The sequence below is a fragment of the Polymorphospora sp. NPDC050346 genome (assembly GCF_040655695.1).
In the GTDB taxonomy this organism is placed as follows: domain Bacteria; phylum Actinomycetota; class Actinomycetes; order Mycobacteriales; family Micromonosporaceae; genus Polymorphospora; species Polymorphospora lycopeni.
In genome coordinates this window covers 23,879-42,111 of sequence record NZ_JBFAKM010000046.1, presented here as the reverse complement: position 1 = coordinate 42,111, position 18,233 = coordinate 23,879, and the positions used below count along the sequence as shown (strand labels likewise).

Here is an 18,233-nt window from a genome sequence, read left to right as displayed (position 1 = left end):
CCTGGTCCTCCGCACGTCGCCACGGCTGCCGTGACCATCGGGTCCGTCATCTCATACCCTCGCTGGTGTCGCAAACGGGGGCCTCCAGGTCAGCTTGAAGCTAGGCCTTGGTTACCAGCCGGGCTCGCCTCTGGCACGCTGACGGACGGCGTGTCGCTCCATGGCGTCCTCGATGGCGGCTCGGTCGGCTGCTGTGACGCCGGCGAGAAACGCCTCGAAGTCGCCGCGTTCGGCTACGCGGCGCATCAGCAGGGTGACCACCGCATCCTCGGCTTGCTGGCTGAGGCGGTCGGAGGGTGCGCTCGCACGGGTGGCCTGGGCGCGGGCGGCACGGTCGGCGGCCGCCGGCTGGGCCAGGCCGGGCCAGCGGCGGCGGGCGCCTTGGCGGGTCATGCCGGCGGCTCGGCCGATCTCGGGGTAGTCGGCGCCGACGCGGGCGGCGGCGGCCGCCGCGGCGGTGCTGAGTTCGTCGGCGAGGGCGGCGACGGCCCGGGCGGTGGCGAGGACGGCCAGCGCGGTGGTCTGGGGGTCGACGGTGCTGGCGTGGTCGGCGGCATGCCGGTCGACCAGGTCGACCAGGTCGGCGCGCAGCCGGGCCGCGGCGGCCGGGCTGAGCGGTCCGGCCAGCGTCTCGGCGGGGCTGTCCGCGTCAGTCGTCGTCACGTCACCTCCCTGGTAGTTGACAACAAGTGTTGTCAACTACCAGCTTGGGTCCTGACAATAGACGTTGTCAACAGTTGGAGTTTTTCCCCTGCGCGACGCGAGAGAACGGAGGGTCGGCGCAGGAGGAAGACCAAACCCGGCGGCATACCCCGGAGGGAAGGCGGCCGGGGTCTGCGTTGAGCAGCTAGGCCAGGCGTAGTTTTCAGCCCGGGATCAACGGTAACGCTGGGTCAACCGGTCGTCGACACGAGCGGCGCCGCCATCCTGCGGGACCCGGCTCTGACCAGCCTGCCGTTGATTTTTCGCTGATTACTACCGGGATGCCTCCTGGTCGACGCTGGTGAGGGCTCGGCCCGGTCATGCCCGGCCTCTACCCTCGGTGTGGCCCTGGTCGAGCTGGGCCTGCTGCGCGGCCAGGGAGAGGTACTGGTCGAGCCGGGTCTCGGCCCGGTCGGCTCGTTGGTTGGCGGCGGCGAGGTCGGCGCGGAGCTGGTCGATCGTGGCGGTGTGGGCGTCGGCGGCCGCGGTGGCCGCGGTGAGTCGGCCCTGGGTGTCGGCGACGTCGGCGCGCAGTTGCGCGACGGTGGTCTGGGCTTCGGTCAGGTCGGCACGGATCGCGTCGCGGTCGGCCTGGACCTGGTCGGCGCGGGCGGTGGCGGCGGCGAGCTGGGCACGGACGTCGGCCAGCTCGGCCCGTGCGGTGTCGCGTTCGGTGGTGGCGGCGGCGAGCTGGGTGGCGAGGTCGTCGCGTGCGCGGCCGGCGTCGACGAGGGCGGTGTCGAGACGGACGGCGTCGGCGCGGGCGATATCGCGCTCGGCGGTGATGGTGGCGATGGTGGCCTCGGCTCGGTCGGCGCGCTGCTCGGCCGCGACCCGGGCGCGCTCGGTCTTGCGGGCCTCGGCCTCGGCGGTCTTGAGGTCGGCGCGGACGGTCTTGAGCTGGTCGGCGAGGTCGGTGGCGCGCTGCTCGGCGGCCTGACGGCGCTGGGACTCGGTGATGACCGCCTGGGCGCGCTCGCCGGCGTGGGCCTCGGCCCGGCCCTGCGCCTCCCGGGCGTCGGCGACGTCCCGGGCCGCCCTCACGCGGATCTTCTCGACCTCGGCTTCGGCGTCGCGGACGCGGCGGTCGGCGACCTGGCGCTGTTCGACGGCTTCGGCGCGGGCTCGCTCGGCTGCGCTGGCGGCTCGCTGGGCGGCGTCGCGGGCGGCGGTCTCCCGCTCGGCCCGCTCGACCGCCTCCCCCACCTCCCGCTCGGCCTGCTGGGCGCGGTCCAGCGCGGCCTGCTCCACCCCCCGGTTGGCCAGGTACGCCGCGAGCTGCTCCTGCAGGGCCTCGATCGCGGCCGCCAGCTGGGCGGTGTCGGCCTGCCTTGTGGCCAGCGGCGCGTCCAGGCCGGCGGCGCGGGTGACCGCACGGCGGGCCTTGGCGCGGGCCTGGCAGGTCCGCGGCTGGCCCGGCTCGTCCCACGTCCGCGAGCAGTAGGTCGGCGGCCGGGACGCGCGCTTCGCGTAGCTGAACGGCAGACCGCAGACCGGGCAGTCCTGGGTCACCAGCTCCGGATCGGTCGTCTCAACGGGTTCGCTCATGACCTCACTCTACCACACACTTCCTGTTTCTGGATATAGAATCACAGCTTATCGTTTCCAGTAACAGATTCTTAGCTGATCTTGATAGTTCATGATCGCTATTTGACGACCTGAGAGCGATTCTGAGCCGTTTTCGGAAGGTCGGCCATATTGACCTACGCTGGAGGCAGCCGGGAACGGCGAGAAGCCCCACGAGCGAGGGGCTCGTGGGGCTTCTGTCAAGTTCCAGTGATCCTGCTCCGTGTCCCCAGTTGATCTGCGCCGACCTGCTCTGTAGTCCCTGTCGTACGGATGATCCGGGGGGTGTTGTCGCCGGGTCGGGTGGCGTCGGTGGACCGCTGATAGGGACCCGGCCGCCCCCCATCTGGGGTAGGTCTCTTCGTAACGTGGCTGCCGGCAGTCCGACGCTCTGACCGCGGCCGAGGACCCACGCGACGAGGTGTGGAGGGGTCTGGTGCACGGCGGATACGACGTCTTCCTCGGCTTGGACGTCGGCAAAGGCGATCATCACGCGGTCGGGTTGGCCCCGGACGGCAGACGGCTGCACGACGCGCCGTTGCCCAACACCGAGGCCCGCCTTCGGCAACTGTTCGACAAGCTGGCCGGTCACGGCACGGTTCTGGTGGTGGTCGACCAGCCTGCCTCGATCGGCGCCCTGCCCGTCGCGGTGGCCCGGGCGTGTGGGCACCAGGTTGCCTACCTGCCCGGCCTGGCGATGCGCCGCATCGCCGACCTGCACCCAGGTGCCGCGAAGACCGACGCCCGGGACGCCTACGTCATCGCCGACGCCGCCCGGCCCCTGCCCCACACGCTGCGCCGGGTCGACACCGGCGACGAGGCTCTGGCCGAGCTGGAAGTCCTTGTGGGCTTCGACGACGACCTCGCCGGCGAAGCCACCCGAATATCGAACCGGATCCGGGGACTACTCACCCAGATCCACCCCGCTCTGGAACGCGTCCTCGGCCCGAAGGTGCACCACAAGGCCGTCCTGGAGCTGCTGTCCCGCTGCGGCGGACCGGCCGGTCTGCGCAAGGCCGGCCGCCGCAAGCTCATCTCGATCGCGGTCACCCACGCACCACGCATGGGCGAACGCCTCGTCGAGCAGATCATGACCGCACTCGACGAACAGACCGTCACCGTCCCCGGCACCACAGCGGCCGACATGATCCTGCCCCGCCTCGCCGACAGCCTCCGCGATGTTCTACGACAACGCGACCAGGTCGCCGGCGAGGTCGAAAGGCTGCTCGATGCGCACCCTCTCGCCTCGGTCCTGACCTCGATGCCCGGCATCGGCGTCAGGACCGCAGCCCGGATCCTGCTCGAAGTCGGCGACGGCACCGCCTTCGCCACCCCCGGCCACCTCGCCGCCTACGCCGGTCTCGCACCCGTCACCCGACGATCCGGCAGCAGCATCCGCGGCGAACACCCGCCCCGAGGCGGCAACAAGAACCTCAAACGCGCCTTCTTCCTCGCCGCGTTCGCCGCCCTCGCCGACCCCACCAGCAGGGGCCTACCACGACCGAAAGAGAGCCGAAGGCAAACGTCACAACGCCGCCCTCATCTGCCTCGCCCGACGCCGCTGCGACGTCCTATACGCCATGCTCCGCGACAAGATCCCCTACCAACCACGCCCAGCCACACCGATCCCTGCTTGACGAAACCCATAGGGACACCCCCCCGCTCAACCTGCTCCACCACTGGTCAGCGCGCTCGGTCACGGCCGTCGTAGGCCCCACGCTTGGGTACCTGTCCCAGCACCGCAAATATTTGATCTTGGTGTTTAGCTGTCGTAGGAGACGGAGCGGCCCCGCATCCCGACCCGCGACGGCGGCCGGCGTGGTTCCTGGTCGACGTCGACCACACCCGGTCAGCGGTACACGGCCCCGAGTCTCGTCCTGATGCGGGGCGCCCGGTCATGTCGGACCTGACAGATAGGGTCACCTCCCCCGTCCCAAGGAGCTGTTATGAGAACATCCCGCGTGATCCTCGCCGTCACCGTGGCCCTCGTCCTCGCCGGCTGTGGTGGCGGACACGAGGGCGACTGGTCCAGCGAGCAGCTACAGAAGGACGGGGCCGCTGCGGTCAAGCGCGACCTCGATAAGGATGCGACTCTTCAGTGCGAGGGTGGCCTCACCAACCGGCAGGGCTCGTCGATCCGCTGCAAGGGCTCGGACGGCATGGCCTACATCATCGATGTGAAGAGCAAGGGCGAACTTCGGGCCAGCGGCGGTACCCAGCCGTTCTGACCCCCGGGCGCTGTCGGGAGCGTCCCGGCCTGGTCATAGCTTCCAGCGAAAAACCAACGACAAGCCGGATTCGCGTTGGCAGCGCCGGACCGATGCGCCGGATAACGTGCCCGGGTCGCGTGTCCGGGCCGTACCGCCGGCCGCAGGCCGGGCTGACCGTGATCGGGTTGATGTACCGGATAACCGGCTCTTATCCGATGCAGGCGATGCAGGGTCCGAACCTCAGCAGCGACGACCGGAACCGAATCAAGATCAAGTATTCGTGGTCCTGGGACAGCTACCCAAGCGCGGGGCCTACTGGTGCAGCCGGCCCGGCAGGCGGCGGGGCCCCGGCGACCAGGTCGAGCGGCTCGGTTGGTCGGCGCCTCCGCATTCAGGGACACAAATATCGGACGGTTTCTGCGAGACTCCCACTACCCCTCGTAGCGAGTTCTCTCGGAGAAGTCATGCCCTTCGTCAGGTCGCACAAGCGCGCCGGAAAACGTGTACGCAGCTACTACCGGCTGAACTCGAAGTGGAACTTCTGGTTCGGCCTGTTGCTTCTGGTCTTCCTGTTCGCCGTCAGCCGCCCACGCTGACCACTCGGGCAGGTCAGCTGGTGGATGGACGGTCGGGCGGGATCGGTCCGTGGTGTGGTGGTCGTTGTGTCTGCCGTCTGGTGTGGCGGGCTTGTTTGAGTGCGGAGCGCCAGCGTTTCTCCTGGGCGGCGGGGTCGGGGGCGGTGGCGGCGTTCGGGGCGGTGGCCAGGGCCTGTTGGATCTCTTGGACGGTCCAGCCGGTCGCGAGGAGGCCGGCGACTTGGTGGGCCAGGGCTGAGACTCGGCCGCGGGCGCGTTTGCGGGCCGCTTCGGTGTCGCCGAGTTTCCATGGCAGCGCGTCGACGACGCTGTCGGCGTCGTCGAGGTGGGATTTGATGTCCGGTGGGCTGGTCATGGTGGTGATCCTCGCCGTCGCGGACGGTGTGTGTCGCGTTGTTAGGCGGCGCGTCGTACGGGGCGTAGCAGGGTGAGGGCGCGCAGGGCGTCGGCGCGGGAGATCGGCTGGTCGTCTTCGGCTTGCATGGTGAGCACGATCTCGATGGCTTGGCGGATCCACGCGGTCTTGGTGATGCCGTTGGCCTTGGCGGCCGCGGTGACGGCGTCGTCGAGTTCGATGGGCAGGCGCAGGGACCGGACCACCATGACCTCGGCGCCTTCCGGCGGGAGGGAGTCGAGTAGTTCGGCTTCCTGTTGTGGGGTGGGGGCCGGGTCGAAGGTGAGGTTGGCCATCAGGTTGGCCACTTCTTCGGGGGTGCGTGGCAGGGCCTGGTCGTCGCTCATCGGTTCTGCTCCCATCGGGTGAAGTCGGCCAGCTCGGCGGTGGTCATGTCCCGCGCGCCGATGATCTTCCAGGTGAAGCCGTCGATGTGGTGTACGGCGACGATCAGGGGCCGGCCACCGCGGGTGCGGGCCCAGATGGTGAGCACCCGGAAGCCGGCGTGGTCGGCGCCTGGACGCGGCCACCGTTGCTTGGCGTCGAGGGCCTGGCGGACCTCGTAGGGCTGGATGCCGGCCAGGGCCTGCAGCGCCCACTCTTCCCACTCGTACGGCACCCCCCAAGCGTAATACACGCGTATTCCCGCAGGTGGGAGCTGGCACGGGTGTACGGCGGCAGTTGTTCTGGCTGGTCAGGGCCGGTTGCGGTGTTGCCGTTCGATGCGGGCTCGGAAGATCGCCCGGGCGCGGGCGCGGTCGGCAGGGGCGGCTGGTGGTTCGGGGTCGGGTTCGGTGAGGCGGGGCGCGGGTCCGTAGCGGGCGAGGCGGGCCTGGCGGGCGGCCTCGGCGGCGTCGCGTTCGGCGGCCGCCGCGGCGCGGCGGGCAGCCAGGGCGGCGAGCTGGGCGTCGACGGCCGCCGGTCGTTGCCGCCGTGGTGGTGTCGGCTCGGGTCCTCCGAGGGCGATGCGTGCGGCTTCGCGGCGCGGGTCGTCGGCCGGAAGCTGGGCGATCAGGCGGGTGAGGGCACGGCGGTGGGCGTCGGGGCCTGGTGGACGGCCGCGGCGTGGTGTCTGGGTGGGGATCGGCGGGTCGAGCGGCTGGCCGAGCGGGTCGGTCCACGCCTGGAGCCGGTGGGTGAGGACCGCCCACAGGTTGCGGATACGGATCGGATCACGTCGGTCCCGTTGGTGGGGTTCGGGCAGCGGGCCGGGCCACGGCATGCCGTCAGGCTGGCTCCTGAGGGCCTTTACGACCGCGTCAGGCGACCACCCGGCGGAGAACCACGGCCCGGTGATCTTGGCAAGCTCCTGTTCGGTGCGCTTTTTCCAGGGCCAGCCCATTACGGCGGCGAGGTACGCCACGGCCACGCGTCGGTCAGCGGCGCTCCGGGGCGCGAAGCGTCCCGGGTTGGCGCGCCGCGCCGGCGTAGCCGGCTCCGCTTTGCTCTTCGTCTGTGACCGTGGCATGTGGTCTGAGCTGGGAAAATACGTGGTCTTACGGGGGTGAGTTCCATCTAACCCGCCAGAAAAATGCGCGGACCCTTCGGGGAGGTGCCCATATTCGTCCACAGACGACATGGCCCGGTCGGCGGTGGTGGCGGTGGCCAGTCGGGCGGCCAGCTCATCGACGGCGTCCTGGCCGGCGGGGTCCAGGGGCACGGCCGGTACGGCGGTGGAGACGTGGTCGACCGGGGCGATGAACACGTAGACCGGGGCCCGGTCCCGGTCGCTGCCGAGGGCCTGTTTGGACGCGCCACGTACGGCGACGTGCAGCACCATGGCGGCCTCCAGGGCGCGGATATGGTTCCCAACCGTGGACCGGCCGAACGGCCGGTCGTCCGGCCGTCCGGCGTGGACATGAGCCCGCTCGGCCAGCCTGCGATGTCCGGCCACGACCGTCCCCGACTCGTGCAGGTGCTCGACCAGGGCTCTCCATACCGCCCGGCGGGATGCCAACCCGTTGGCGTAGAGGCCGGCGGTCGCGGCCGGCAGCTCGTCGAGCAACGCCAGCACCTCGGCCGGATCCGTCACCGCCCGATACCCGGCCGGCAGGTCCACCTCGTGCAGCTCGGGCGCGACGAAGCCGTCCCGGCCGGGACGGGACGCGTGCACGCGAACGTGCCACTGCCCGACCTTCGACAGCTTCCGCCAGGGGCGACGTCGGGCCGGGCCCCGACCGGCCGCCGGACGGTACGGGCCAGACGTCGCGGCCACCGACGGCGGCCGCGACGACGACGAACGAACCCGGCCGGATCCGACCACCTCTGCCTGGCGGGCAGCCTCGGCCGCGTCTTGTATGGCGGTCACCGGACACCACCACATGGCAGGCCGGGCACACCGACGACCACCCGCTGCGGAGCAGCGTGGTGAGTGAACGACGTACGAACAGGGGCAACAAGGGGGCAAGGCTGGGCCGCGTCACCAGGACGCGCAGGGGCATCTGGACACGCCGAAGGCGTGTCTGGAGACGACGAAGCACCCAGCCCGAAGGTGGGTGCTATGCTGACCTCCGAGCTTGATGGAGCCTTGGACCCCCGCAATCGCGGCCAAACGAAACTGGGGGTTTGAGGCTCTCTTGCTTTTTATGGACTTAGGTGTCCGTCGGCTGGCGCCTCCAAAGTCGTGTCGGCCGGATCTTACGTCTCCAGCCCGGTAAATGCGGGGCAGGACACGGTCTCCAGTGCCGTCCGAAATCCACGGTTGTAGTTCGTGGCGATCAATCAACCATCATTCCGGCAAACAGCCAAGTTGATAGGTCTCGATGTGCGAGGTCTACCTTGAGTGCGCCAAGCTGCTCGGCGAGTTCGTCTGGGCTGTTGGGGTGGCCTGGTCAGGGCCTGTTTTCCGTGATCCTGGCGAGTACCAGAGTCGCATCGTCGTGGCGCTTGCCGCGCCACCGGCGCGGGTCTGGATCGGCCTGTTCAGCCTGTCGAATCGCTCGAAAAACCCGTTGGGATCCGGCTCGATCGGCCAGGTTAAGCAGGTTTGGCCAGCTCCAGCCGTACCGCTCGATGAGTCTGGAAACGCCGTCCGAGCACAGCATCACGCGGGCAATGTCCTCTCGGTCGGCGCTGCCGACCAGGGCGTGCTCAGCGGCTTCGGGGACAGCGCCGGCGACCCAGAATCCGCCAGGCCGGTTTCGGGCCTGTGCGACGTGGGCCGGGTCGTAGGTGCGGACGGCGGTATCGACCACGGGGGCGTCGAGCTGGTCGACGCGGTCGTCGATGACAGCCTCGCAGCCGGCTCCTAAGCGCTCGATCATCGCGACACAGTCGCCGAGGACCAACCAGTCGACGACTTCCCCACGAGCCCGCACGAAGGCGACGGTGGCACCCGGGGACAGCGGGTCGGTGAGATCGCACTCGGGTCCGTGGTCGGCCATGGTGGCGTTGATCGCGGTGTGCAGCACCGCCGTGACTGGCTCGTCCGTGGCGAGCTGCTGGCCGATGTGGTGAGCCAGGCGGGTAACGATCCAGGTGATTGGGTGTACGCATCCCCCGGTCACGCCGGGATATCGGCCGGCGCCGTCGAGCACGAGTGCCCAGTCGGGTCCGACCCGGAACGCATCCTCGTTGTCCTCGGGTCGGGCCCGGTCGGGTGCTGCCGTGGTTGCCGCTTGGATGATCTGCACGTCTGCTCTCAGTCGGGGATCTTGAACCGGTACGCCATCTGGACCATGTCGCCCGCGATCACGGCGAGCATGACTTCGACGGGCTGCCCGGTGGTGGTGTACGTCGTGCGGATGAGGTCCACGACCGGTGTGCCCGCAGGCAGGCGCAGTGCGACGCTCTCGGGGCCGGTCGGCATCCGCACCGACCACTCTTCGCTGATCTCGTCCAGCTCGTGTCCCGCTTCTTCGAGCCTGGCGTACCCGCCGCCAGGGCCGGTGTCTTCCTCCTTGATCCGCGTGCCATCGACCACGTCCAGTTCGTAGTACGAGTCGGCGAGCTGATTGGGTCGGTCGTCCACCAGGGTGGTACGGCGTCGTGCCCAGACGGGCGTCCCTGGTGGAATACCGAGTCGCTCGGCGACGGCGGCCGGCGCGGGCACCTCGGCCAGTTCCCGGATGAGCTGGCCGGCCTGGTGTCCTTGAGCAGCGGCTTCGGCGGCAAGGATGGCTTGTCCGGACCGCCAGCGGCTCTTGGCGTACCGGTCGATCCCGTGTCGTCGCGCGCTCGGTCGCTCACGGACGAACGAGCCCTTGCCCTGCAGGCTGATGACCAGTCCTTGCTGCCTCAGCAGGTCAATGGCCTTGCGCACGACGGCGAGGCTGACCAGGTTCGCTGCGGCCAGCTCATCGAGGGTGGGTAGGCGGTCGCCGGGCTGGTACTCGCCTGTCTCGATCTTCATTCGGATGTCGTCTGCGACGCGGACCTGGAGGGGTCGGGCGTCCGTGGCGCCGGTGCTCATGACAACCACCCTAGAACTCTCTGCATGTGGATCTACAGAGAGTGTTTGAAGGTCTGCATACAGAAACCCTTGACCTGTGACCGAGCGACCACCTACCGTCTTCCTTGTTCATGCAGGTCTGTATACAGACCTACGGACATACAGAAATTGTGGTATGGGGTCACGCCCCGACACGAACAAGGGCCTCGCCGCTGTCACGACGAGGCCCGACGGCAATCCCGATCCAGTCCCTGGAAGGAGAGATCGAGTGCCAACGACCAGCGTAGCGGTCCCGAACCCCGAGACCGCACGAACGAGCGTCTCTACCGAGACGACCGGGACCCTGGCCAAGCAGGTGGACACCCGGGGCCTTTGCCGGCCCGAGATGACCAATCCGAGCAAGGCTCGGTACCAGGTCAACAGCGAGGCTGACCCCTGGTTCCCCCCCATCGAGACCGGCGGCCGGGCGGTCATCCTGGCCCGCGAGGCGTGCAAGGGCTGCCCGGTCAAGGCCGAGTGCCTGGAGCTGGCGCTCCGCCAGGAGCAGCACCACGGCGACGTGTGGGGCATCCGCGGCGGCCTCGCCGCCGGCGAGCGTCGCCAGATCATCCGCAGCCGCAGGCTCGTCGCGTCCGTGCAGGCGGCGAACCAGGGGGCTGCGCGATGAGCGCCCGGCTGGTGCTCGGCGTGACCGCCGGGGTGCTGACCGCCGGAGTCGTCGCGGTGGTTGAGGTTGGTCGACGTCGACTGACAAGTCAGCTCGCCACCGCGCGCCGGGATGCGGTCACCGATTCGCTGACCGGGTTGGCGAACCGGCCTGGTCTGGAGGCTGGGCTGGCGCGGCTGGTGAAGGCGGGGCACCCGTACGGGCTGCTGATGATCGATCTGGATGGGTTCAAGCAGGTCAACGACTCCCTCGGGCACGCGGCGGGTAACGCGGTGCTGATCGAGGTCGGGCGGCGGCTGGTGGACCTGGTCGACGGCCAGGACGCGGTCGTGGCGCGGCCGGGCGGTGACGAGTTCGTTGTGGCGGTGCCGGCGGCCGCGCCTGTGCTCGCGGCCGAGCTGGCTCACGAGGCGGCGGCGCTGATCAAGCTGCCGATCTGGGTCGACGGCAAGACCGTTGAGGTCGGGGCGAGTGTCGGGGTGGTGCACGCGGGGACGGCCGAGCCGATGTCGGCGGTGCTGCACACCGCCGACATCGCCATGTACCAGGCGAAGGTGTCCGGTGGGGTCGTCGAGCACGATCCGGTCGCCGGACTGGTGATGCCGCCGGCTGACCAGCCGGCGGCAAGGCTGCGGGACATGACCGGCATCGGCCGCGGGCTGCGGGCGGTGACGGCATGACCAGCCTGATGATCCCGCCGAGCGGCGGGAGCGAGCCGACCGGGAACGAGCTGGTCCGGGTCGACGTGACGATGCTGCGCGCCGCCTACCAGCGGCCGCCGGATGTACGTCGGGACTTGGGCGCGTGGTCGTGCCCGCTGGACGACACGATGCTGCGCTCGTCTGCGGCGCTGGGTGGCTGGATGTGTGACACCTGCTTGGCGGGCTGGAACGGCCAGGGCCAGCAGGGTCGGTGGCTGGCGTGGCGACCGATGGTCGAGCTGCGGCCGGGGCCGGACGGCACGGTCCGTCCGCCGGGCCCGGCCGGTGGCTGGGTGGTGCCCGGGGTCGGGCTGGTCGCGGCCCTGCTGACGGCCGGGTTCGGCGCGTACATGCAGGGGGCGGACCTGGCGGGGGTGCCGGTGCCGGCCGACCTGGTCTACGGCCTGGCGGGCCTGATCGTGATGGCCGCTGTGGTCTGGGTGATCTGGGCGGTGATCCGCCGTGACCGGTGACGCCGAGCTGGTGGTGCGGGTGCACCTGAACTGGACCGATCCGAAGCACTTCGCGGCCGAGTCGTTGCCGTGCCGGCTGTGCACGACGGTCACGCACATGCGCGACGGGCGTGGCGAGCCGTGCCACCAGTCGTGCGCGGCGAACGAGATCGCCCGGGAGCGGCTGGGTTCGGCGCGGGCGCTGATCGCCGACGAGCGGGGGCCGGCGACGGCCCCGGGGGAGGACATTCGATGACGATGGTGCAGGGGCCGGACCTGACCGGCCTGGCCGAGCGCGACCGGCGGGTCGCGCGGGAGCTGGCCGTCGCGGCACGGGACCAGCTCGCCGAGCAGCAGCGGATCGCGGCGGCGGACGCGGCGGCCGACCGCAAGCTGCGGACGCGGCAGGGCGAACTCCGGCTGGCGGCAGAGCAGGCCAAGGTCAAGGCGGAGCAGGAGGAGCAGCGCCGGATGCGGCGCGAGGCCGAACGCGACCGGCGGCGTCAGAACAGGGAGCAACGCCGCAAGCAGTGGGCGTCGCGGCGGGACGCGATGACGGCCTGGGCGGTCGGCAACGTCGACCGGATCGTCTCCGGCGTGATCTACACCCTGGCGCTGGGCGGTGCGGTCTATGGCCAACTGTCTGCGGCCGAGGCTCGGGGGTGGCCGACCCAGGTCGGGATCGTGATCGCGGTGGCCATCGAGGGCCTGGCGCTGGTGATGGCGCTGACCGCGTCGCGGCTGCGCCTGGATGGTGAGGCGGCTCGTCTGCCGCGTGCGCTGACCTGGGCGTGTGCCGGTGCGGCGGCGGCCATCAACTACGCCGGTCACATCCAGGCGCAGCCGGAGGACGAGGCTGGCGCGGTGCTGCTGGCGCTGCTGTCGGTCGCCGGGATCGTGGTGTGGGAGATCCGCTCCGGGGCCAAGCACCGGCCGCTCCTGCGGGACCGTGGTGACCTGCCCGATCCGCCGGAGCGGTTCGGCTGGCGCCGGTGGGCCGCCTACCCGCGTCAGACGCTGGCCGCGTGGACCGAGGACGTGCGGGACCGGCTCTCGCCCGGGGCTGCGGCGCTGATCGCCCGGGTCGAGACGCGGCGGGCCGAGCGGCGGCGTCAGCAGGCGGCCGAGGCCGAGCGGCAGCGACGCCTGGAGGCGGTGGCGGCCGAACGGGCGCGGCAGCAGAAGGTGACCGACGAGGTGACGCGTCGGGCCCGGCAGGCGGTTCGGCGGGCCGCGCGCAGCAAGGACGGCGGGGCGGCATACGCGGCGCTGGTCGCGTTGGCGCACACCGGTACCCCGGCGCCGACGCTGGCGCTGCCGTCGCCGTCGCGGGCCGACGCGGAAGCGGCGCGGGCCGAGACGGTCGAAGCACACCGGGCGCGCGTCGAAGCAGAAGCACTCGCAGCGGCCGAGGCCGAACGCGCGGAAGCAGAAGCGGGACGGCGGGCTCGCGTCGAAGCAGAAGCCGCCGCGACCGTCGCGCAGGTTCGTGCCGAAGCAGAAGCAACAATCCGTCGCGTCGAAGCGGAAGCGGCGGCGGCGGTGCGTCAGGCCCGCGTCGAAGCAGAAGCAGCGACGGGCCGCGCTGAAGCAGAAGCGGGACGGCGGGCACGCGTCGAAGCGGAAGCACGTGACGCGGTCCAGCGCGCCGAAGCAGAAGCACACCGGGCGATGCGGCGGGCCGAAGCGGAAGCAGCCGCGACCGCGTTGGCCCGGCAGGCCGAAGCAGAAGCACGCGCGGCACGCGACCGGATCGCCGCCGAAGCGGAAGCGGCCCGGACCGAGGTACGCACCGAGACGGCCCGCGCGGCACGCGCCCAGGGCCAGCTCGACTCGGCGACGGCGGAGTGGCATCGGCGGGTTCAGACCGCGGAGGCCGCCACCGCGCAGGCCCGCCGGGAACTGGCCACCGAACAGCGTGCCCGGCACGCCGCCGAGGCCCGCGCCGATTCGGTGGCCGAGCAGGCCGAACAGTTGCGGCAGGCGCTGGCCCAGGCGGCTGCGGACGGGGCTCGCCGCCCGCGCCGTACGGCGACGACGGTCCCGACCGAGCCGGTCGAGCAGGCCGAGCCGCTGCTGTTCGAGGGGCGCCCGGTCCCGGAGGTCGAGCGGATCAGCCCGGCGACGGTCCTGGCGGTGCTCCAGGCCCGCAAGGACAACCCCGACGTGACCACCCACAAGGACCTGGCCGCGCTCATCGGCAAGTCCGACAAGACCGTCTCGCTCGTGCTCAAGGCCGTCGAGGCCGGACCGGACGCCACTCAGGCCGAGGCGGCCTGACCTGCCGGGGCCGGCCGGACACCGACCACCGGCCGGCCCCGCAGCCAACGACTTCAAGGAGATGACGACATGGTTCTGCTGATTGCGCTGGTGCTGCTGGGCAGTCTGGCGATCTGGCTGGCCCGTAGCGGCAGCGGCCTGCTGGCCGCGCTGGTGATGGTGCTGTTCGGCATCATCCTGGCCGGCGCGGACAGCCCGGTCGCGGACCTCGCCCGGGGAGTGGCCAACGGTCTGGTCGACGGCGGCGAGGTCCTGGTCACCTCGATCGGCGACGCGATGGGCGACAAGTGACCACCGTTCCGATGCCGGTGTCCGGCACGCCGCTGCGCGTGCCGGGCACCGCCCGGCCGGCCACTCGCCCCTCGTCGGCGACTACGGATGGTCACTTGTCGCCTGTCGCCTGTCGCATGTCGCCTGTTGTCGCCATGGGGATGCACCCCCCGTTTGACCGGTGGAATCGGCCAGTGGCGACACCAGGCGACAGGCGACATGCGACAGACGACATCAACGGACAGTAATTGCGGAGGGAGGGTGAGATGAGCAAGGTGGAGACGCCGGAAACGGCGACGCAGGCGCCCGCCGAGCCGGTGGACGAGACCGGCCAGGTGCCACGGGCCCGGACCGAACCGGACCCGGTCGACGACGTCGACATCGTCGACGAGGACGTCGACGACACGACCGACACCGACGACGAGGGCGAGAAGAAGCGCACCCGTACGCGGGTGCACGAGGTGCCGGCGGTGCCGGCCCTGGTGGCGCTGGCGAACGTGCTGACCGTCGGCGGCAGCGGCCTGTACGCGGCGGCCGGGCCGGCGGCGGTCATCACCGCCGGGGCGGTGCTGGGCACCGGGGCCACGGTCGCCAGTGTGCAGGCGGCGCGGGGACGGGCGGCCAAGCGTCGCGCCGCCGCCCGGACGGCCGGTGCCGCTGGTGCCGCCGGTCAGCGGCCCAGCCGGGGCGCTGGCCTGTTCGGTGGCGGTCGCAAGGGACTCGGCCTCGGCAAGGGTCTCGGCCTCGGCGGCGGCAAGAGCCGCAGCGGTCCCGGTGCCGGCGGTCGCGGCAAAGGGCTGGGGCTCGGCGGCGGCAAGAGCCGCAGCGGTGCGGGCCGTGGGCTGGGCCTGGGTGCCGGCGGGTCCGCGGCCCGGTCGGCTGGCGCTGGCGCGTCTCGCGGCCGGGCGGCGGGTGCCCTCGGCCGGGCGGCGAAGGGGCTGTTCGGCGGATCCGGCGGGGGCGGCGCGGCCCGGCGGGCGGCGGCAGCCGGGATGAAGAACACCCGTAACCCGGTCCGGGCAGCGATCCGGGCCGCCCGCGCGGCGGCCGGAATGAGTGCCAGCGGCCGGCTGCGCAAGTTCGGGCGGGTACTGGGGGCCGCGTCGATGGCGGCCGGCGGGACCGTCGCCCGTGGCATCGGTCGCGGTGTCGGCCGGGCCGGCCGGTGGCTGGGCCCCCGGATCGGGCGGGGCAGCCGGTGGCTGGCCGCCCGGCTCTGGCAGTGGCTGCGCGACTGGTGGCGCGGCCACCCCGAGGGCGCCGACGAACGGCCGGTCGCCGAGGCGACCATCGGGGACTCGCCCCGACTGCCCATGAACCCCCACGGCGGCGACCAGGCCGCCGGCAACACCGATCTCACCATTCCCACCATCAGGGGAGGAACCATGTCGACGTCGATGAAGGCGTTGTTGGAGCTGTCGAACGAGATGATCGCGGTCGCCGGGAACACCGCGGCGGCCGATCCAGAGGAGGCGATGCTGACCGTCGGCAAGGACCTGGAGGCCCTGCCGGACGTGATGGCCAACGTCGCCACCGCGTTGCAGCGCGTCGTGGAGGCGCACGCCGGCCCGGACGTGCCGCTGCACCCGGCGATCGTGGAGGTGATGCAGGCCGGATTCGGCGCGCAGGGCCGCGTCGTCGAGGTCCTGGCCGAGGCCGCCTCCGCGTTCTACCGGCTGCACGAGGACGACATCGCCCGGATCAACGACCCGCGTCAGCGGCGCTGGGACGTCACCCGCAACCGGGAGGCGCTCTAATGGCCGCCGCAGCAATCTCGTGGGACTGGTCCAAGCCGGCGCCGGTGACCGGACCGGTGACCGCCGCGTTGGCCACGGCGGCCGGAACCGCCGTGGCCGACCTGGCCGGGATCAGCCCCTGGTGGGCCGCCGCCGCCGGTGCCGCCGGCGTCGGCGGCACCCTGCTCGCCGGGCAGATCTCCGGCCTGCCCGGCCGCATCTCGACGTTGCGGTGCACCGCCTGGTTGTGCGGCGGCACCTGGTCGGCGTGGACGCTGGGCACGGGAATGCTGTGGAGCACCCCGGCCTGGTCGTCGCTCGGTGTGGCCACCCTGGCCGGCGCCGCCCTGTGGTCCGGCGGCAAGGCCGTACGCGCCCGCCAACTGCGGCAGGCGAACGCAGCCGCCGCTGCGGCGGCCGGGCCGATCACACACTCGCGCGACGAGCTGGGTGCCGAGTGGGTCGCCCGGATCGCCCGGGTCTGCCGGGTCAACGACGTCCGGGTCGTCAACATCGGCACCTGGCCCACCGGCGCCGGCTACACCCTCGACATCGACCTGCCCCCGGGCGGCAGCTCGTGGAAGACCCTCAAGCCCCACGAAGAGGGTTTGGCGTCGGACGCCCGGCTGCCCGAAGGGTGCGGCGTCACCGTCAAGGCCGGAGCGAACCGGGGCTCGGCACTGATCGACGTCGCCACCACCAACGCGATCCTGGCCGAGGCCCCGTACCCGCTGGACTGCTCGGTGAAGTCGGTGAACAACCCGCTGTCGATCGGGGTGTGGCGCGACAGCAGCGAGGTCGCCGGTGTCTTCCGCCAGTACACCGCCCTGTACATCGGCCCAGACGGGTCCGGCAAGACGACCCTGATGGACGTCACGATCGCCCGCCATCTGGAGACCGTCGACTCGATCCCAATGATCATCGACCTCAACGGCGGCTCGCTGGCCATCCCGTGGCTGGTCGCCTGGCGCAAGAACCTCGACCGCGTCCCGGAGCCGCCGATCGGATGGGTCGCCGACAACGTCGACGAGGCCCTGGCCATGACCAACTGGCTGCTGACCGTGGCCAAGGACCGCAAGCGCACGTACGCCCACCTGAAGATCGCCACGAACTCGACCCTGCTTCCGATCAGCGCCGACGTGCCGCAGTACGAGGTGTTCGTGGACGAATGCGCCGAGATCCTCGGCGACCGGCAGACCTTCACCGACCCCCGCCTGGCCAAGCTGCGCGACAACCTGGAGGAGATCCAGCGCATCGGCCGGGACTCCGGCGTACGCATGGTCATCGCCGGGCTGCGCGCCACCGCCGAGGTCATCGGCACCGCGTCGATCAAGAAGCTCGCCGGCATCCGGGTCGCCCAGGCCGTCGGCGACGCCGACGAGCTGAACTTCCTGTTCGGCTGGAAGGTGAAGGTCAGCTCGGAGGAGGCGACGATGCCCGGCACCGGGCACGCCACCATCCAGCGCCAGGGACAGCCCCAGCCGTACCGCACCTACAACCTCAAGCCCGCCGGCCGCGAGCACGTCGTGCTGGCCACCGCCGACCGGCGGCCCGCGATCGACACCCGCGCCCGCCAGCTCGGCGGCGCCACCCTCGCCAACCGGTGGGCCCGCGCCGCCGACCTGATCGCCGCCGTCGACCGCACCATCGCCGCAGCGGCCGCGCTCACCGGGGGCACCCCACCCCCGGCCGCTCCCATCCCCACCGCCACACCGATCAAGGAGGACCCCGTGTCGACGATCCCGCCCGCCGACATGTCCGGCCTGTCGCTCGACGAGGTCAACGCCCGCCTCAACAGCGCCCAGGCCAACCTGGCCAAGGCCGTCGCCGACGCCGACGCCGCCGCGCAGCGCAACCGCGACGTCGACCCCGCCACCGGCAAGCCCCGCGACGCCCGGCTCGCCAGCGAGTTCGACGACGTCATGCAGGGCTTCAACCTCGACGTCGACCCCACTCCGGCAGCACCGGCCACCGACACCGGCAGCACCACGGACGCCAGCGGTGCGGGTGCCGCGCCGGCCAGCGGGCCGACGGCGAAGGAGCGCTGCTGGGAGCTACTCAAGGCCGCCGGCACCGATGGCACCGGCGCCTCGGCCCTGGCCGCCCAGCTCAAAGCCGACGGCCACAAGACCACCCGCCAGACCGTCTCCGACTGGCTCAACGAATGGGTCGCCCAGGGCCGCGCAGCCCAACCCGGCGGCGACCGCGCCCCCTACATCGCCACCGACAACAACTGACCACCCCACCACCCTGCGGCCGGGCCCCACCC

At 71.5% G+C, this 18,233-nt stretch carries 18 protein-coding genes and 1 pseudogene; 11 read left to right on the top strand and 8 right to left on the bottom strand.

Annotated elements, in window-relative coordinates; all coding sequences use genetic code 11:
- Positions 1-111: 111 nt before the first annotated feature.
- On the bottom strand, positions 112-663 hold the full coding sequence (locus AB0I42_RS32430; RefSeq protein ID WP_357543446.1) for a hypothetical protein: 552 nt from the start codon (positions 661-663) through the stop codon (positions 112-114).
- Between the two features lie 357 nt (positions 664-1,020).
- Positions 1,021-2,250, bottom strand: coding sequence for a hypothetical protein (locus tag AB0I42_RS32425; protein WP_357543444.1), 1,230 nt, complete (start codon positions 2,248-2,250; stop codon positions 1,021-1,023).
- 454 nt (positions 2,251-2,704) lie between these two features.
- On the opposite strand from AB0I42_RS32425, the pseudogene AB0I42_RS32420 reads away from it, so the two are divergent.
- From AB0I42_RS32420 to AB0I42_RS32410, 3 genes and pseudogenes are all read left to right on the top strand, one after another.
- Positions 2,705-3,905, top strand: a pseudogene (locus AB0I42_RS32420) (IS110 family transposase).
- A 309-nt stretch (positions 3,906-4,214) separates the two neighbouring features.
- Positions 4,215-4,496, top strand: coding sequence for a hypothetical protein (locus AB0I42_RS32415; RefSeq protein WP_357543442.1), 282 nt, complete (start codon positions 4,215-4,217; stop codon positions 4,494-4,496).
- Between the two features lie 446 nt (positions 4,497-4,942).
- Positions 4,943-5,074: a hypothetical protein gene (locus tag AB0I42_RS32410; RefSeq protein WP_357543440.1), complete on the top strand. Its 132-nt coding sequence runs from the start codon at positions 4,943-4,945 to the stop codon at positions 5,072-5,074.
- Between the two features lie 13 nt (positions 5,075-5,087).
- On the opposite strand, the gene AB0I42_RS32405 is transcribed toward AB0I42_RS32410, so the two are convergent.
- The 6 genes from AB0I42_RS32405 to AB0I42_RS32380 form a co-directional block, all read right to left on the bottom strand.
- Entirely contained in the window at positions 5,088-5,429 is a 342-nt protein-coding gene (locus AB0I42_RS32405) for a hypothetical protein (RefSeq protein WP_357543438.1), read from the bottom strand.
- Positions 5,430-5,470: 41 nt separating this feature from the next.
- Positions 5,471-5,815 (bottom strand): hypothetical protein, encoded by a 345-nt coding sequence (locus AB0I42_RS32400; RefSeq protein WP_357543436.1) that lies wholly within the window; start codon positions 5,813-5,815, stop codon positions 5,471-5,473.
- Positions 5,812-6,105 (bottom strand): hypothetical protein, encoded by a 294-nt coding sequence (locus AB0I42_RS32395; protein ID WP_357543434.1) that lies wholly within the window; start codon positions 6,103-6,105, stop codon positions 5,812-5,814. Before AB0I42_RS32395 ends, AB0I42_RS32400 begins: the two co-directional genes overlap by 4 nt.
- A 57-nt stretch (positions 6,106-6,162) precedes the next feature.
- The gene (locus AB0I42_RS32390) at positions 6,163-7,581 is read right to left on the bottom strand and encodes a hypothetical protein (protein ID WP_357543432.1); all 1,419 of its coding nucleotides are present in this window, start codon (positions 7,579-7,581) and stop codon (positions 6,163-6,165) included.
- A 718-nt stretch (positions 7,582-8,299) separates the two neighbouring features.
- Entirely contained in the window at positions 8,300-9,100 is an 801-nt protein-coding gene (locus AB0I42_RS32385) for a protein phosphatase 2C domain-containing protein (RefSeq protein WP_357543430.1), read from the bottom strand.
- A gap of 8 nt (positions 9,101-9,108) precedes the next feature.
- Complete coding sequence (locus AB0I42_RS32380; RefSeq protein WP_357543428.1) at positions 9,109-9,879, bottom strand: GntR family transcriptional regulator; 771 nt, start codon at positions 9,877-9,879, stop codon at positions 9,109-9,111.
- A 247-nt stretch (positions 9,880-10,126) separates the two neighbouring features.
- Between AB0I42_RS32380 and AB0I42_RS32375 the strand changes: the two genes are divergently transcribed.
- The 8 genes from AB0I42_RS32375 to AB0I42_RS32340 all read left to right on the top strand — a co-directional run bounded on the left by AB0I42_RS32375 (position 10,127) and on the right by AB0I42_RS32340 (position 18,201).
- Positions 10,127-10,525, top strand: coding sequence for a WhiB family transcriptional regulator (locus AB0I42_RS32375; protein ID WP_357543426.1), 399 nt, complete (start codon positions 10,127-10,129; stop codon positions 10,523-10,525).
- Positions 10,522-11,205 (top strand): GGDEF domain-containing protein, encoded by a 684-nt coding sequence (locus tag AB0I42_RS32370; protein ID WP_357543424.1) that lies wholly within the window; start codon positions 10,522-10,524, stop codon positions 11,203-11,205. The genes AB0I42_RS32375 and AB0I42_RS32370 overlap by 4 nt, the downstream gene beginning before the upstream one ends.
- Positions 11,202-11,699, top strand: coding sequence for a hypothetical protein (locus AB0I42_RS32365; protein WP_357543422.1), 498 nt, complete (start codon positions 11,202-11,204; stop codon positions 11,697-11,699). Before AB0I42_RS32370 ends, AB0I42_RS32365 begins: the two co-directional genes overlap by 4 nt.
- The gene (locus tag AB0I42_RS32360; protein ID WP_357543420.1) at positions 11,689-11,934 is read left to right on the top strand and encodes a hypothetical protein; all 246 of its coding nucleotides are present in this window, start codon (positions 11,689-11,691) and stop codon (positions 11,932-11,934) included. The genes AB0I42_RS32365 and AB0I42_RS32360 overlap by 11 nt, the downstream gene beginning before the upstream one ends.
- Positions 11,931-13,958, top strand: coding sequence for a DUF2637 domain-containing protein (locus tag AB0I42_RS32355; RefSeq protein WP_357543418.1), 2,028 nt, complete (start codon positions 11,931-11,933; stop codon positions 13,956-13,958). The genes AB0I42_RS32360 and AB0I42_RS32355 overlap by 4 nt, the downstream gene beginning before the upstream one ends.
- Before the next feature lie 69 nt (positions 13,959-14,027).
- On the top strand, positions 14,028-14,249 hold the full coding sequence (locus tag AB0I42_RS32350; RefSeq protein ID WP_357543415.1) for a hypothetical protein: 222 nt from the start codon (positions 14,028-14,030) through the stop codon (positions 14,247-14,249).
- A gap of 245 nt (positions 14,250-14,494) precedes the next feature.
- A complete protein-coding gene (locus tag AB0I42_RS32345) occupies positions 14,495-15,985 on the top strand; it encodes a hypothetical protein (protein WP_357543413.1) in 1,491 nt (496 codons plus the stop codon).
- On the top strand, positions 15,985-18,201 hold the full coding sequence (locus AB0I42_RS32340) for a hypothetical protein (RefSeq protein WP_357543411.1): 2,217 nt from the start codon (positions 15,985-15,987) through the stop codon (positions 18,199-18,201). Before AB0I42_RS32345 ends, AB0I42_RS32340 begins: the two co-directional genes overlap by 1 nt.
- Positions 18,202-18,233: the final 32 nt, after the last annotated feature.

Coding starts and splice junctions, on each gene's coding strand:
- AB0I42_RS32370 (WP_357543424.1), top strand. CDS start 10,522: ATGAGCGCCCGGCTGGTGCTCGGCGTGACCGCCGGGGTGCTGACCGCC.
- AB0I42_RS32340 (WP_357543411.1), top strand. CDS start 15,985: ATGGCCGCCGCAGCAATCTCGTGGGACTGGTCCAAGCCGGCGCCGGTG.
- AB0I42_RS32365 (WP_357543422.1), top strand. CDS start 11,202: ATGACCAGCCTGATGATCCCGCCGAGCGGCGGGAGCGAGCCGACCGGG.
- AB0I42_RS32410 (WP_357543440.1), top strand. CDS start 4,943: ATGCCCTTCGTCAGGTCGCACAAGCGCGCCGGAAAACGTGTACGCAGC.
- AB0I42_RS32380 (WP_357543428.1), bottom strand. CDS start 9,879: ATGAGCACCGGCGCCACGGACGCCCGACCCCTCCAGGTCCGCGTCGCA.
- AB0I42_RS32355 (WP_357543418.1), top strand. CDS start 11,931: ATGACGATGGTGCAGGGGCCGGACCTGACCGGCCTGGCCGAGCGCGAC.
- AB0I42_RS32400 (WP_357543436.1), bottom strand. CDS start 5,815: ATGAGCGACGACCAGGCCCTGCCACGCACCCCCGAAGAAGTGGCCAAC.
- AB0I42_RS32350 (WP_357543415.1), top strand. CDS start 14,028: ATGGTTCTGCTGATTGCGCTGGTGCTGCTGGGCAGTCTGGCGATCTGG.
- AB0I42_RS32415 (WP_357543442.1), top strand. CDS start 4,215: ATGAGAACATCCCGCGTGATCCTCGCCGTCACCGTGGCCCTCGTCCTC.
- AB0I42_RS32345 (WP_357543413.1), top strand. CDS start 14,495: ATGAGCAAGGTGGAGACGCCGGAAACGGCGACGCAGGCGCCCGCCGAG.
- AB0I42_RS32405 (WP_357543438.1), bottom strand. CDS start 5,429: ATGACCAGCCCACCGGACATCAAATCCCACCTCGACGACGCCGACAGC.
- AB0I42_RS32425 (WP_357543444.1), bottom strand. CDS start 2,250: ATGAGCGAACCCGTTGAGACGACCGATCCGGAGCTGGTGACCCAGGAC.